This is a genomic window from Aquaspirillum sp., from assembly GCF_055136605.1.
This window is the reverse complement of record NZ_JBSQVP010000001.1, coordinates 54,259-69,599: the sequence shown is the minus strand read 5'-3', so window position 1 is coordinate 69,599 and position 15,341 is coordinate 54,259. Positions and strand designations below refer to the sequence as shown.

The following is a 15,341-nucleotide window of genomic DNA, read 5'->3' as shown; positions in this document are numbered from 1 at the left end:
TTAACGAGGCCGTTTCAGCGCAGAAGACACATGCAAACCACATTCTTTCGATTCTGGGTTTTCCCACCACCAACGGCCAGCGCGAACATCTTCCCCCACTGCAATTGCCCGCGTACAGGGCGCACAGCCAATGGAGGGATAGTGACGATCATGTAAGGCGTTATAGGGTACGTGGTATTGTCGCAAGTATTCCCACACTTCTTGTTCTGTCCATTCAATCAAGGGATTGAATTTCATCAACCCGTGATCGGCATCAAAGCTGCGATCACTCAAATCTTGTCGTGTTGGCGATTGTTGTCGGCGGAGGCCGGTAATCCACGCTTGTTGCCCGGCGAGGGCACGGCGTAAGGGTTGCATCTTACGCACTTCACAACAGCCCTTGCGCAAATCAACAGAATCATAAAAGCCATTGATACCATGCGTTGCTACCCATGTTTCAACGGCATGGGTGTCTGGGAAATAAACTTGTAACGCCAAATCAGGGTAATGCTGGCGCACCTTGGCTAATAATTCATAGGTTTCAGCAGGCAGACGGCCGGTGTCCAAACAAAATGCTGGAATCGGTAACTGCTGACGAGCGATAAGATCGGTCAACACCATATCTTCTGCGCCCAAACTATTGGCAAACACAGCGGGGGCATGGTGTTGGGCAATTTCTGCCAACAATTGTTGTGCGATGGCAATTTTTGCGGCTAATGACATGCTGAATTTCTCGCAAAATAAAATCTTGCCGCAGTCTAAAGCAAGCAGTTTAGAACTATGAAAGAAGATTATGTTAGGATTTAAGCACAATTAGTTATTAAAAATTCAGCAAGGGGCTCATGATGAAATTACAACAGCTGCGTTATCTGGTCGAAGTCTATAAGCAAGGGCTCAATATTTCGGAAGCGGCAGAAAAACTGCATACCTCACAACCGGGGGTGTCAAAACAAATCCGATTGCTAGAGGATGAATTAGGCATTCAAGTCTTTATCCGCAATGGCAAGCGAGTGGTGGCAGTCAGTGAGCCCGGTAAGCATGTGTTACATATCGCCGAAAGAATTTTACTAGAAGCCAAAAATCTGAAACGGGTAGGTGAAGAATTTGCCCATGAAGATCAAGGCAGTTTAACTATTGCCACCACCCACACCCAAGCGCGTTACGCGCTCCCACAAACGGTACGCCGCTTTCGTGAACGCTATCCAGAAGTGGGTTTGTCGATTAAACAAGGCAGCCCAACCCAAATTTGTGAAATGGTGGTGACGGGTGAAGCTGATTTTGCGATTGCCACCGAAGGAATCTCCTCGTTTCCCGAGTTGGCTGCGCTGCCTTGCTATCAATGGAACCGTGCCATTGTCGTACCAGAAGGCCATCCGTTATTGACCCTCAACCGACCATTGACGTTAGCCGATATTGGCCGCTGGCCGATTATCACCTACGACTTTGCTTTTACGGGCCGCTCGAAAATCAATCGTGCCTTTGCCGACGCAGGGGTGGAACCTAACGTGGTACTAACCGCCATCGATACCGATGTGATTAAAACGTATGTCAACATCGGTTTAGGGATTGGCATTATCGCTGCAATGGCGTTTGAGCCAGAGCGCGATCACGGTTTGCGCCTTATCGATGCTGCTCATCTGTTTCAGCCTTCCACCACCCGCATTGGCATCCGACGTGATGCTTATTTACGTGGTTTTGCTTACCACTTTATCGAGCTATTCGCCGCCCATCTGACGCGAAAAGAAGTGGATAAAGTTATGTTTGCTGGCGAGGAGGACTAAACTTGCTGCGCAACCACGCCGAGGCAGTATCCAAATAGCTATAGACCACCGGTACCACAAACAAGGTGAGTAAAGTGGATGTTAACAGCCCACCAATCACCGCTTGTGCCATCGGAGCATTCAGTTCTGCTCCGCTGGCGCGGGAAAGTGCCAAGGGCAACATGCCAAAAATCATTGCCAAACTGGTCATTAAAATGGGGCGTAAACGCACTCGGCCTGCAGCTTTCAAGGCAGCTAGACGATCCATTCCCTCACGGCGTGCCTGATTGACGAAATCGATCAGCAAAATCCCATTTTTCGCCACCAAACCCATCAACATAATTACCCCAATTACCGAGAACATATTGAGGGTACTGCCCCAGACCAATAAGGCTAAAAACACCCCAATAAAGGCCAAGGGTAGCGACATCATAATCGCGATCGGTTGGAAGAAGCTGCGGAATTGAGCGCACAAAATCATGTAAATAAAAATGACACCGATAGCCAAAGCCTGAACCGCATACGAAAACGACTCTTGTAAATCTTGACTCTCGCCACCTTGGTCAAATTGATAGCCAGTCGGTAAACGATAGTTTTGTAGCAAGGTTGCCACTTCAGTAAACACATGCTGGGCATCTCGGCCTTGGATATTGGCAGTGAGGGTTAACTCGCGAGCCTGATCCATGCGGTTAATTTGACGCGGTACCTGTGTTTCCACCACTGTTGCGACGGTGCTCAAGGGCACCATTTCACGGCTGCCATCGCCTAAACTGCGTCCAGCAATTTGAATGTCCTCCAACAACAGGGGCTGTCGTGCTGGTTTGGGGACGATGACCCGCACATCGTAATTTTCGCCATCTGGTGCTTCCCAAGTCGAGACCACTTTACCCGCCAATAACACTGCCAACGTTTGCCCCAGTTGTTCCATGTCAATCCCAAGGCTGGCTGCAGCATCGCGCTGTAGACGCAATGACAGGGCTGGTTCAGCGGCATCTAAACTGGATTCGATATCTGTTACGCCGTTAATTTGGCGCAAACGCTGTCGCACATCAACAGCAATGCGTTCTAAAGTTGCCATATCTTGGCCACGGATACCGACCCGAATCGGTTTTTCATTTCCCCCCGGGCCGCCGCTCACGGCGACCGATTGCAACTCAATCCCCGCGATATGAGGTAGCTGCTGTCGCCATACTTCCATTAGGGTAAAAACAGAGCGGGCACGTGCCGCTTTATCATGCAAAATCACTTGCAAAGAGGCCTGATTGCGACCCTCAGCAAACCCACCGCCGATATTGATATAAATATCTTTTACCTCAGTGGCTTGCCGTAACAGTTGATCGACATGGCGGGCTTTTTGTTCGGTATATTCCAAGCTAGAACCCGCAGCGGTTTTAAACTTAACAGTCACTTTTCCGGTGTCTGACTTGGGCAAAAACTCAGCCCCAATCACCGGCACTAGCGCAAAACTGCCCAATAACAACACCGTGGCAGCGGCTAAGGTGGTTTTACGATGTTGTAACACCCAATCAATCGCCAAAGCATAACGCTCGGCCAAACTGTCCATTGACGTTTCAAAGTGATCCAGCAGACGCCCTAGCGGGCCACGGTGGGCATCACCGTGTCGGTGTGGGTCATACCAGATGGAACTGAGCATTGGATCGAGGGAAAAACTGACCAACAACGAAATCAAGACCGCTACAACCACAGTCAGACCAAATTGTTGGAAAAACTGCCCAATAATGCCGCCCATAAAGCCCACGGGGAGAAAAACTGCTACTACGGTGAAGGTGGTTGCCAAGACTGCGAGCCCGATTTCTTCCGTTCCTTCTAGGGCTGCTTGAAAATGAGATTTCCCTAAACCTGCATGACGGACAATGTTTTCACGCACCACGATAGCATCGTCAATCAATAAGCCAATCGACAAAGTCAGTGCTAATAGACTCATTACATTGATGGAAAACCCTGCCACAGCAATCGCGAATAATGTACCAATCAGCGCAATCGGCAAGGTTAAACCAGTAATCACCGTACTGCGCCACGAACCGAGAAACAGGAACACAATCAGGACAGTCAACGCTGTTCCTTCTAGCAAGGTATCGCGCACCGTGGTGAGTGAATCACGGACATCATCCGCTTTATCGTTCATCACCCGCAGCATCACCCCTGCTGGTAATTGGGCTTTGAGTTCAGCTAATGCCGCTTTCACTGCTGCAGAAGTGGCAACGATGTTGGCACTTCTCGCCGCTTTAATTTCTAAAGAAAGGGCTCGTTGACCGTTGATCAGCGCCAATGACTGGTATTCCTGCTCGCCATCGCGAATCGTTGCAACATCGCGCAAATAGACGGCACTGCCGTTGCGCCAAACCAGTTCAATCTCGGCAAACTGGGCGACGGTTTTTAACTTACCATCCACCCGCAAAGCAATCTCGGGTTCTTGTCCTGTCAGACGACCTGCTGGGAAATCTCGATTGGCTCGTGCAATCGCATCATTTACCGTTGCAATGTCTAGCCCGTACGATTGCAGGCGAATGGGGTCGATTTCAACTCGCACTTCTCGTTTAATCGCCCCGACAACCTTTGCCTCACCCACGCCAGACACCGTTTGCAAACGCTTGCGCAACACTTGATCGGCCCATGTACTCAGCTCACGCGGTGGTAGGCTGTCTGAAGAGACAATCAGCGTCATCATCGGGCTATCTGATGGGTTGACTTGATTGATGGTTGGATTAGAAATTTCACGGCGGAACTGACCAGTGACTGTCGCCACTTTATCGCGCACCTCTTGTACCGCAGTAGCCGGGTCTACGCTGAGCTCAAACTCAACCACAATCACCGATGAGCTTTCAAACGAGTACGAGCGCAGGTGTTTAATCCCTGCCAAGGTATTTAATGCTTCTTCTAAAGGTCGAGTGACCTCACTTTCCACCACTGTCGGGGATGCTCCCGGGTATTGTGTGCTGACCACAGCAATTGGAAAGCGAATGTCTGGAAATTCTTCTACTGGCAAGCGAGCCAACGAGAACAACCCCAAGACCACCAATGCCGCCATCAACATGGCAGCAAAATAGGGGTTATTTAAACTGACGCGGGTAATCCACATAGGGCAACTTTCTCAGGGTTAAGGCTGTGGCAAACGCACTGGTGTTGCAGGCGCAATACCCAACACCTGCGGCAAAATCACCCACTCTCCAGCAGCAATCCCTTCAACCTGCGCCCACTGTTGATTGGTAAAACCCAGTTTTACCGCCTGTTTTTCTGCCTTACCTTGCCGAACCCGCAAGACCCATCCTTGTTCGCCTTGTCGTTGTCGAATCGCACTCAAGGGCAATACGACTGCTGGCGCGGCCTGTGCCAACACCAACTCACCGCGTGCTAACTGCCCTACTCGCAAATGGTGATGGCGATTCTCGACCGCGACATACACCTGAAAACTGCGATTGCCGGCAATCGCAACCGGATTGATGCGCTCAACCTGTCCTTGATAGCGACGGGAATCACCTTCGACACGCAATTCAGCGTGTTGTCCCACTTTGACGCCAGCAATATGTTGTGCAGGGACGGTGACCTTCCATTGCAAACGGTCGAGGTTCACGACATGAAACAGTTTGCTATTGCGGGCAGCCAATTGGCCGACTTCAATATGGCGTTCGGCAATCACACCAGCGAAAGGGGCTTTTACCTCGGCGTAACTTAATTCTTGTTGTGCGCGTTGCAATTGCGCGCGTTGTGCCTGTCGCTGAGCGCGTTGCACGGCTAATTCTGCTTGAAATTCTTCCAGTGCCAAATGCGAAATAAATTGACGTTGGTACAGCTCTTGTTGCTTGAGCAATTTTTGTTGTGCAAGCTGCCAACGCGCTTCTGTGGTGGCCAGTAGCGCCTGTTGCTCTCGCACTTTTTCCTGCAATTCACGCGCCTCGAACACCACCAATGATTCCCCTGCTGAGACGGTCTCACCGGTTTGTTTCCGCACCTGTTTTGCGACAGCTTCCACTTGTGCATATAACACTGCACTTTGGGTGGCTTCTAACAGACCATTCACCGCTAGGGTTTGCGCTAATGCCTGTTGCCGAGCCTGTACCACATCACTGCTTGAGAGCTGTCGTGGTGGTGCTTCTGCCGTGGTTCCCATAGCAGGTAACAGCAGCCCACCCCACAGGACGATCAGTGTGATTAGTTGTTTCAGCCTCGGCATAACGCCCTTTCCCTTATTCGTTAATAAATTGCGACACCCGCCGGAGGTAAGACCCCACGCGGTAATAATGTCCACATCTGGCCCGGTTGTTTCATCCGTCCAGCTACCTCACCCGCTTTGGCACCAAATCCCCAGAAAAAATCCGCGCGTACCGCCCCTTTAATTGCCGAGCCGGTGTCTTGAGCAAACACCAACCGTTGTAGCGGCTGACTCGACAGCGGTAAGGTGGTATCTAACCAAATCGGTGCACCCAATGGGGTATAACGGGGGTCGATGGCTACCGAATGCTCTGGTGTTAACGGCACACCTAATGCACCGGGCGGGCCTTGGTGTGTTGGGGCATCAGCCAAACGGCGGAAAAACACATAACGCGGGTTAGCGGCTAACAATTCATTTAAACGCTGGGGATTGGCTTGTGCCCATGCTTTGATGCCTTGCATCGAGGCTTCGTTCGGTTTTAATTCACCACGATCAATCAACCAACGGCCAACCGATTGATAAGCAAAGCCATTATGATCGGCAAAACCTACCCGCAAATGGCGACCATCTGGCAATTCCACTCGGCCAGACCCTTGAATTTGTAAAAATAACAGTTCAATGGGATCGGTTACCCATGCTAAGGCCTGTTCGGAGCGTGGGCCGAAACCTTGGGCAATTTCAACATTGCTGTAGTACGGCAGCCACTTCCCATTTTCAATCCGTCCCCGTTGGGTGCCTTTACTTACCAAATCAGAGGGTATGCCATAGATTGGATAGCGCGCTTCGGCGGTGCGTTGCAAACTGCCACGCAACAAAGGCTCGTAATAGCCAGTGACCAAACCCGTGTGGCGATAACTTTGATCCATTAAACGGTACGGCAAAAATTGGCTTTCAAAATAGGCCCGAATCGCCTGAGCATCACGGCTATCCACGCCTTGCGCCTGACGGCACACCTGTTCCCAGCCAGTGCGCTTTTCTAACACGCGACAGCTGGCGACCCATGCTGGCCACGCCGACCGGAAATCGCTGCTTTGCCACCCGGGTAACATCTGCCATTGGCTGCGTAGGTAATGCGGCTGTGGCGACTGTCCCTGAGGGGTTACCGTGGTCGGTGGTTTGGGTGGAGTCGAACAAGCCGCTAACACCAACACAGCGGCTACAACAATAAGAGAAGGAAGGCGCATGATCGTCCGAGCCGAGAACAAAATAAGCTTCGATTTTAGAGAGTGTTGTGCAATTGCGCCATGCACCATGTCTTGGGCATATTGCATAATGCGAGAATAATTCATGCTTAATGCAGAAAATTTTTTGCGAAAAATCTGCACAATCCACTTTTAAGGCACTAATATGTGTTTTTCGCATTTTCAATCTGCGTACTCACCCGCATTGCTGTGACCAAATATGAAAATTAACTTACCAATTACCCAAAAAAACATTCCATTCCCTACTGGATGTTACCTAGTTTCGCGTACGGATCTCAAAGGTAAGATCGTGGATTGCAACGATGCCTTTGTTGAAATTAGCGGTTTTGACAAAAAGGAATTGGTAGGTTCTAGCCACAATATTGTGCGTCACCCCGACATGCCACCGCAGGCATTTGAGCAAATGTGGCGGCGATTAAAAAAAGGCTACCCTTGGCGTGGTTTGGTCAAAAACCGTTGTAAAAATGGTGACCACTATTGGGTTGAGGCGGTGGTGGTGCCGGTGAGAAAAGACGGTGAAGTCACCGGCTATCTATCTGTCCGCTCTGCCCCAAAATCACATGATGTCGCAGCGGCAGAGGCGTTGTATGCCAAGTTGAAAGCCGATCCAAAACGACGACTCTCGGGCAGTGCGCGTGGTCTTGCTGCCATTCCACTGCGGATAAAACTATGGTTTGCCACTGCGCTATCGGTAGTGTCGTTAATTGCCGGTACGGGTATTGGTATGTGGGGGATTCAACACAGCAACCAAGCCTTAGGTGCGCTGCATGATGAGGCCTTAGTTCCATCCAACTTGGTCAGTGAAGTGGTGTTATTGATGGGCGAAAATCGCAGTCAAATCGCGCTTTCGCTACAACACGAACCCACTAATCCTTTTGCTAAGGCACATGACCATGCCTTGACCATGCACTTGGAAAAAATTCAGGCCAACCGTCAGCGTATTGACGAATTGCTCAATAAGTTAACTAGCCTACCGCTAGATGACACCGCTAAACAAAAAATCAGTGAGTGGAGCACAATCCGCCAACGCTATGTTGAAGAAGGTATTGGCCCTGCATTTCAAGCTTTACAAAAAGACAATTATTTAGAAGCCAACCGTATTTTATTGGAAAAGGTGAATCCAATTTATCAACAGGCGTTTAATGTTAATCGTGACTTGATGCAGTATTTTGAACAGCATACCGAATCGTTACATCAAAACGAACAGACCAATTTTGAGAGGATTTTCTGGTTAGGGACGATAGGTGCCATCGTATCAATTAGCCTAGTGTTGTTAATCAATCTGTGGATTTTACGCCGTCTGACACAGGGGATGCGTAATAGCCAATATGTGCTGGCAGGGATTGCCGAGGGTGATTTAAGCCGGTTTATTGATGTCAGTGGCCGTGATGAAATTGGCCGTATGTTGTGTGATCTTGCCGTGGCACAAACCCGACAAAAAGCGGTGTTGGAGCGTATTTCACGTGCTTCACACCGAATTGATGGTCATGTGGAATCGCTCAGGCATGAAATGGATTTGGTGCAAAGCCAATCACACCAGCAACAAGGCCGCACGCAAGCGGTTGCTGCTGCGACAGAAGAACTGAGTCAAACCATTGTCGAAGTGTCACATGGGGCACAACAAGCAGCCGCTGCGGCGCAACAATCGCGGGAATTGGTGCGTCACAGCAGTGAGGCGATTAAGAGCAGTTTGAATGTCACCGAAAAAGTGGTGACTGCGGTTAGTGAATCGGGCTCGGCGATTGATGAATTGCATCGTTCTATTGATCAAATCGGCGCCATTACACAAACCATCCGTGGTATTGCCGATCAGACCAATTTATTAGCCTTAAACGCTGCGATTGAGGCGGCCCGTGCGGGTGAGGTAGGGCGAGGGTTTGCAGTGGTGGCCGATGAAGTGCGCACTTTGGCGGAGCGTACGGGGGTCAGTACGGCAGACATCACTCGCATGGTGGACGAAATCCAAACCGTGACGGAGCGTGCGGTACAGATGATGCAAATTGCTGTGCAGCAAGTGGATGATGGCATGAGCAATATGCGTAGCAGTGTCGCGGGGTTGGATGAGGTGGAAGCGGCTGCCGATCAGGTCGCGGTTCAGGCAGAACGGATTGCGACTGCCGCAGGGCAACAGGCACAAGCCAGCCAAGATGTTGCGAACCGAATTGAGGAGGTGAGTGTGTTAAGTGAACAAAACACTCATGCCGCGCAACAAGCGGCAGAACGCTGTAGCCACCTCGACTACACCGCCAGCCGACTGCGTGAAGTGGTGGCTGAGTTTAAAATTACTTAAAAGCTGTAAGATTGGTTAATTTACCTGTACGGTGCCGTCACCCCAAAGGGGCGACGCACCAACATTCTTGATGGTCATAGCTGATTGATTTGGGGTAATTGGCGCATCGCCCTTTCAGGGTGATGCACCCTACGCAATGCTGGCTCCAAATTTAGAAATCCTATCTCTAATCTATCATTCCACCGGAGCTGCGCGAAAAACCGTGCAGGTCGGTGAATTCAAACTTTATAAGCCATGAATCTAGACTATTCGCTATTTCCAAAAATGGAATATGGCTATCTCTGCACTCCAACACCAGATGAGGGGCTAAAAGAATTCAGTGATCTATATGATCGATTTTGCTCGGCTATTTATATGGCTTCAAACATAGGTGTGCAATCATCAACTGGCTACACTAGAGCCGCCCTAGCAGAGTTTGCTGGAATAGATGAGTTTATAGAGCAAAACTTCAAACAACTAAAGCGCGAAAATTACATTATTTATAAACAGCCGAACCCATTATTTCACATAATGAAAATGCTCAGAAACTATAACGTGCATATTGCAGAAAGTTTCTTGTCAGAAAAAGAAATAAATGTAGCGTTTCGATCGAAACCAGAAGAAACCTTTGAGATCAAAATATCCTATATAAACAATCTATCTGCTGATGAGCTAAAGAAATTGAGGAGTGCAAAGGATTATAGCAAAGAGGAGATTGAAAAAATGATCATGCACTTCGAAACCGCACAGCATAAATTTGGTGTTTCAGATCTTTTAATTTGTGGGGTAATACTCTACTCTAAGGTGATTGCAAATCTTATAACAAGTCGCTGAAATCCGAGCAAAATTTTGTCCACCTTAATAAGGACACAAAAAAGCCCGCTTAACGCGGGCTAATTAGCGCGGGGATGATACCGCTGGATTTTTTAAAGTTTGAAAGCTGAAACGGCGAGTTGCAAACTTTGGGCATTTTGATTGAGTGCGTTCGCCCCTTGTGCGGTTTGATCGATGCTCATCTGATTAGATTCAGTCATCGTCGAAATAACCTCCGCTCGCTGCGCAATGTCTTGAATTGCCTGTTTTTGCTCGGTGAGCGTAAAACCAATACTGTCTAGATGTACGCGAATACTTTCAGCATTCTGCTTCACCCCAAGAATAGATTGAGTGGCTTGTTGGCTTTGGGCTACGCTTGTTTCGGTGACGCTGACCTTATTCTTCATCTCGCTGACGACTCGGCTGATACCCGATTGTAAGACCTGAATTTGCCGGCTGATGTCCACCGTCGCCGAGCTGGTTTTTTCCGCCAGTTTTCTTACTTCATCAGCCACCACTGCAAACCCTCGCCCCACCTCACCCGCACGAGCTGATTCAATCGCTGCATTCAACGCCAGCAGATTAGTTTGGTCGGCAATATCGTGAATCGTTTGGGTAATACTCACAATTGTGTTGGCCTGTGCCTGTAAATTGTCCAAGGTGAGACTCGATGCCAAAATTTCCTCGGCCAAATGCTGAACATTACCGGCTGTTCCAGAAATGAAACCAGCACAGGTTTCCACCGCATTATCCGCGTCTTGTGCTTCCAATTGCACAGCGTGCATTTGATTCGCTAATTGAGTGATACTTTGCAACACCTCCTCTACCGCTACTGCAATGCCGCGCGAGGCTTCGCTTTGGGTGTGGCTGGCTTGTTGAACGGCAAAAACCGATTTGCTTAACACGTCGGCGTGTTCTCGCATGTCTTTGGAGGATCCGTCAATGTGGCCAACCATCTTGCGCAGTTGTGTCTGCATGTCAAATAGGGCGGCAAATAAGGTATCTTTTTGTTGGTATTCTGACTGCCCAGTTGGCTGGCGCAAATCACCGGCGGCAATGTCTGCCGTGCGGCGCATGACATCAATCGGTTCACCGCCCAAGGTGTGAAATACGCGGCGATATTGCAGCCAACCACCGAGCAAAACCAAGGCGATCAACGTGACATTACTGCCTAAAAGTAGGTTTCGAGAAGCCTCAATCTCTGACTGACTCTCTTGAATGATCTTTTCGGTTTCTTTTTCTACGCCTGCTTGCAGGGTTTCCAAATGTTTGGTGAGTTGCTCTGCTCGGTCGTCAAATCCACTTTGTGGTTGCTTCATCCAAGAATTGCCGGCTGCTTGACCTTGGGTAATATAAGCCTCGGCCATCTTTTGGCCTGTTTGGTAAAAGATGTCTAAGGCTTTTTGCACTTCTGTGGCTTGATTCGCGTGTTGAGGGTCGATTTCTGCGAGCTTCTGCAATTTACTCACGGCGTTGCCGTAGTGTTCTTTGGCATCAGAAAAGCCATCGCGGTCGCCTGTTGCACTGACATCAGTTAGAAACTGCTGAATTTGAACCACATGAAAACGTACGTCTTTCATGTTTTGAATCAAAGCATTGGCGAACTGGTGTTCGTGTTGACTGATTTGCGCCACTTTAGAGAGTTGATAACTAATCCCCCAAGACTGCGCTAGCAGCAACACAATCATTGACAAGACAAAACCCAATAACAGAGGCTTGAGTTTGTGTGAACCGGAGGAAAACATAATTGATCCAAAGAAGTCGTGATTTTGGAATTATCACCTCCCTTTTCAGCTGTGCCAAATAGATTTGTATCTTTTTTGGTGCATTTGACAATATTTCTTCGGCAAAGGTAATTGCTGTCAAAGCTTTTTATTTTAAGTGATTTTTGTGGTTTCCCTATGACGTGCCAGCCGGCATACTGGGTATTGGTAGTGCGTGGGCAAACCTGTGCGCACCTGATAAAGATGAAGAGACAAAAAAGCCCGCTCAACGCGGGCTAAAAACTGGCGGGTGCTAACGGTGTGGTTATTCCCACTCGATCATAAATAATTAGAAAACATCATTATGCAATAACTGATTGCAAATTGGCTGCTATCCAATGCCATGCCAAGAAGAGGCGCATGAGAGCAAGAGCTGCATCGAAATGGACTGTCGACCGCTTTATGGAGCTCAGTCTCACAATTTCACCAACGACAGAAACTTGCATTAAGGCCAGAATACCCTGATCAGGATGAGTGAAGCCCTTCGATTGCACTTCGAAAAAGTCTCCTCTCGGCGGCAAAAGCGAGTATTGGCAAGAGTCTGCTACCGACTTCGGCGCCTACCTTCCTGGCTGATCTAGACCAGGCCGCGTACCGATTCAGGATCGAAACCTTGGGAATGCAGTTGGAGGTCGTCGACCAGATCCGCCAGCTTGACGAAGCGTTTTTGCTCGGCCAACACCCTGCAGTGCTCATGCAGTTTCGATCCCTGCTTGATGAGGACGCGATGGCGGCCGAGGAACGCATAGGGCACACCACAATGACTCTCGAAATTTCGGGAATACAAGGCACCAGTCCACCGCCCTTGCACCTTGGCCATAATCTGGTGCATGTCTGTGTCGAGCGTCAGGCGCCCTAAACTCCATCGCTGTAGAACCAGATGGGTAGGTGGACTTTCGGAATCGCCCCGGAGCGCTATTGTCTGGATCGTGCTTGTCGGGTCCGCATCGAACAGCATGGATGCGCGTCGATTCGCTTCGAGCAGGTAAAGGGGATCCACCATTTGCTCTTGTCGCTTGATGATTGTTGCCGCGGCATAAGCGAATTCGGTAAGCTGTTCCGGGTGGAGACCTCGAAACAGCCCGTCGGGCGCAGGGAAATCCAGTGTCGTCTGGGCGACGACACATGAACCCGAGAGTTTTTGGAGTCCATTCCAATCCACGTGACGCACGACCGCCTGCTCGAAACTACGCGAAGGGTCGACCTCATACAGCCGGAAGCAGAGCAGATCCGGGTATTCATCGGCAGCCACGGAAAGTTGATTGTCCGTGTACTGATCAAAGACATTGCCACCGCCGAGTTCGGACTCTGCATTGAGACGACAGATCGACTCGGGGTCGTAAGCGTTATGCTTTCTCAGGAATGCTCGGTAGCCATCATGTATACACTGCGCTATGGCGCGACCCATCTTCACACTTTGCTCCGACTCGAGCACTTGACCTCGATCGAGTGAGTACTCAATCCCCTGGGGAGATTTAACATTGGCAATGCTCGTCCCAACTCTCCATAGGTCGAAACAGGTCGCGGAGGGCCTGAATAGGGCCCGAAATCCGCAGACTGCCGTGGTGGGCATTCCAGATACTCGATTGAGTCTGAAAATCACAGACGCATGTGCATTCAGTCGAAACGTCGGCCTCTGGTCTTCGATGCGGAACACCAGTCCCAACGAGACATCAACTCCGGACTGCTCATCGCGCCATTGGAACGTATGCAACCCGTCCTCCTCCATCGCGTTCATCTTAGCCCCCAGCAGCATCTCAGGGGTTACGTCGGGAACCAAGCGCGGGACCTCCTCAACCACCCCGTCTAGAACCAAGTCGATCGGCACAGCCGCCGCAATCAAAAGATTGCGACATTGCTCGTAGGTATCGTCGATAACTATGTCGTCTCGCAGACTCAACGTCACCGATGTGCCGGGAGACATGGGGCAATCGCGGAATACGGTGTAGTCCTTCAGTTCGTCGAGAGAAACGTCGAATTGCAACCCATTACGCGCGGCGGTTCCGGACTCGAAGGCAAGTGACTTAATATGGGCTGTCGTGGCCACCGTGAACACTGACCAGAAGCCAGTTCCGAATCGGGCAATCGGGGCGTAATTCTTCGTCGCGTAGGCCGGTTCCTTCGCCCGGCTGCTTGCCACGCTCAAGAAGTGATTCAGGATGGTACGAAGCGACATTCCGCAACCGTTGTCGGATACGGTGATGGTGTGCCTCGCCCGGTCAAATTCGATTCTGACCTGCGGCTGGTATTCATCAGCGGGGCTGGAATGGTGTGATCGGAATCGACATGCCTCGACTGCGTTCTGAACCAACTCACGGATCGGCGCACCGGTTGATCCTCTCCAGACAGCGTTCGACGCCACCAAATCGATGACCGCCCGCTTGCTCATCCTGACACCCAGGCGTTCAAAGGTCGCACCTGGCAGGTCCAGTCTTCGTTGAAACGGTTCGGGTCGGATCTTCAACCGCGGAGTTTTTGACTGCCGGTCAATATCGCAATATCCGCGTATCCAGCCTTCCATTTCATCAAACGTCCGGTGAGCGAGTGCTAGCACGTCGCCATCATCAAACGTGCCACTGACGACTACCTGGCCATCAGCAGTCACCGCCAAGCTGTCACGAATGCAATCATGCTTCCTGTTTTCCCGGTAGGAGATCGCCGCAGCGTCGCCCCCGGTCTGTCGCGCTATGTCGACCACGCCGTCCAACACACGTGTGTCACTGAATTCAATGGCGTCAGCCGTACACAAAATCGCCGCAAGTTGGCGAACATCCAGTACGCGATCATCCGCCGCGAACGGTATCCGAAGATTCGCTTCCAGTTCCGAAACACTGAGGTTGTGCGACTTCATGATCCAATCAAGAGGTGCCACCAGATTCTCGGGGACTCCGAAGACTGATGCGTTCCGATGGATGTACGCTCCCCCTCGCTTGGAATGTTCGCGACGCAGGTAATCCGTCAGTATGACATTGGTTTCCCATTCGTCGACAGGCAGGTTCAGTTTCGACTTGAGATCGGGCGCCTCGTCAGGAAAAACTGTCATTCCCAGATCATGGGCATAGGCAGCTGCAATGAGGAGAAATAGCTCTGGCGCACCCAGCGACTTGTCCGATCCCGAATCGAAGCACGCATCATGCAGTACATCTTGCAGGCGGCGCACGACTTGGAATCCATGGTGCGCGTCATGACGCGTGTACAGCGGGAAATGTTGCACCGTCGTCGCGAGAATGGGCGCTATCGTCTCGACGAAACGGACGGCACGATTTGCATACTCTGAACTCTGCGATGCAAGGTGCGAAAAAACTTTCGTACTTTTGACTTCCTCGACAGGATTCCCGATCGGCATATTTACCTTCTCCTTGTAATTTTCTGCTCATTCTCGTT

General features: G+C 50.3%; 9 protein-coding genes. 3 read left to right on the top strand and 6 right to left on the bottom strand.

Annotated features, from left to right (window positions below):
* Positions 1-702 (bottom strand): phosphoadenylyl-sulfate reductase, encoded by a 702-nt coding sequence (locus tag ACTBZS_RS00345; protein WP_463042960.1) that lies wholly within the window; start codon positions 700-702, stop codon positions 1-3.
* Positions 703-824: 122 nt separating this feature from the next.
* Here ACTBZS_RS00345 and cysB point away from each other — a divergent pair, with 122 nt between their 5' ends.
* Complete coding sequence (cysB, locus tag ACTBZS_RS00340; RefSeq protein ID WP_460430964.1) at positions 825-1,760, top strand: HTH-type transcriptional regulator CysB; 936 nt, start codon at positions 825-827, stop codon at positions 1,758-1,760.
* Here the strand turns inward: cysB and ACTBZS_RS00335 are convergent.
* Genes ACTBZS_RS00335 through mltA form a run of 3 tightly spaced genes read right to left on the bottom strand, consistent with a single transcriptional unit; the run spans position 1,735 to position 7,199 of the window.
* Entirely contained in the window at positions 1,735-4,839 is a 3,105-nt protein-coding gene (locus ACTBZS_RS00335) for an efflux RND transporter permease subunit (protein ID WP_463042959.1), read from the bottom strand. The genes cysB and ACTBZS_RS00335 overlap by 26 nt on opposite strands.
* 18 nt (positions 4,840-4,857) lie before the next feature.
* Positions 4,858-5,931 carry an efflux RND transporter periplasmic adaptor subunit gene (locus ACTBZS_RS00330; RefSeq protein WP_463042958.1) on the bottom strand — a complete coding sequence of 358 codons (1,074 nt, stop codon included), beginning with the start codon at positions 5,929-5,931 and terminating at the stop codon, positions 4,858-4,860.
* 20 nt (positions 5,932-5,951) lie between these two features.
* On the bottom strand, positions 5,952-7,199 hold the full coding sequence (mltA, locus tag ACTBZS_RS00325) for a murein transglycosylase A (RefSeq protein WP_463042957.1): 1,248 nt from the start codon (positions 7,197-7,199) through the stop codon (positions 5,952-5,954).
* Between the two features lie 112 nt (positions 7,200-7,311).
* On the opposite strand from mltA, the gene ACTBZS_RS00320 reads away from it, so the two are divergent.
* Both ACTBZS_RS00320 and ACTBZS_RS00315 read left to right on the top strand, forming a co-directional pair.
* Positions 7,312-9,402, top strand: a complete 2,091-nt coding sequence (locus ACTBZS_RS00320; RefSeq protein ID WP_463042956.1) for a methyl-accepting chemotaxis protein — start codon at positions 7,312-7,314, stop codon at positions 9,400-9,402.
* A gap of 234 nt (positions 9,403-9,636) precedes the next feature.
* Positions 9,637-10,215, top strand: coding sequence for a hypothetical protein (locus ACTBZS_RS00315; RefSeq protein WP_463042955.1), 579 nt, complete (start codon positions 9,637-9,639; stop codon positions 10,213-10,215).
* A 92-nt stretch (positions 10,216-10,307) separates the two neighbouring features.
* On the opposite strand, the gene ACTBZS_RS00310 is transcribed toward ACTBZS_RS00315, so the two are convergent.
* Together ACTBZS_RS00310 and ACTBZS_RS00305 are read right to left on the bottom strand one after the other, a co-directional pair.
* Positions 10,308-11,939, bottom strand: coding sequence for a methyl-accepting chemotaxis protein (locus tag ACTBZS_RS00310; RefSeq protein ID WP_463042954.1), 1,632 nt, complete (start codon positions 11,937-11,939; stop codon positions 10,308-10,310).
* A gap of 595 nt (positions 11,940-12,534) precedes the next feature.
* Positions 12,535-15,303: an HD domain-containing protein gene (locus ACTBZS_RS00305; protein WP_463042953.1), complete on the bottom strand. Its 2,769-nt coding sequence runs from the start codon at positions 15,301-15,303 to the stop codon at positions 12,535-12,537.
* Positions 15,304-15,341 lie beyond the last annotated feature (38 nt).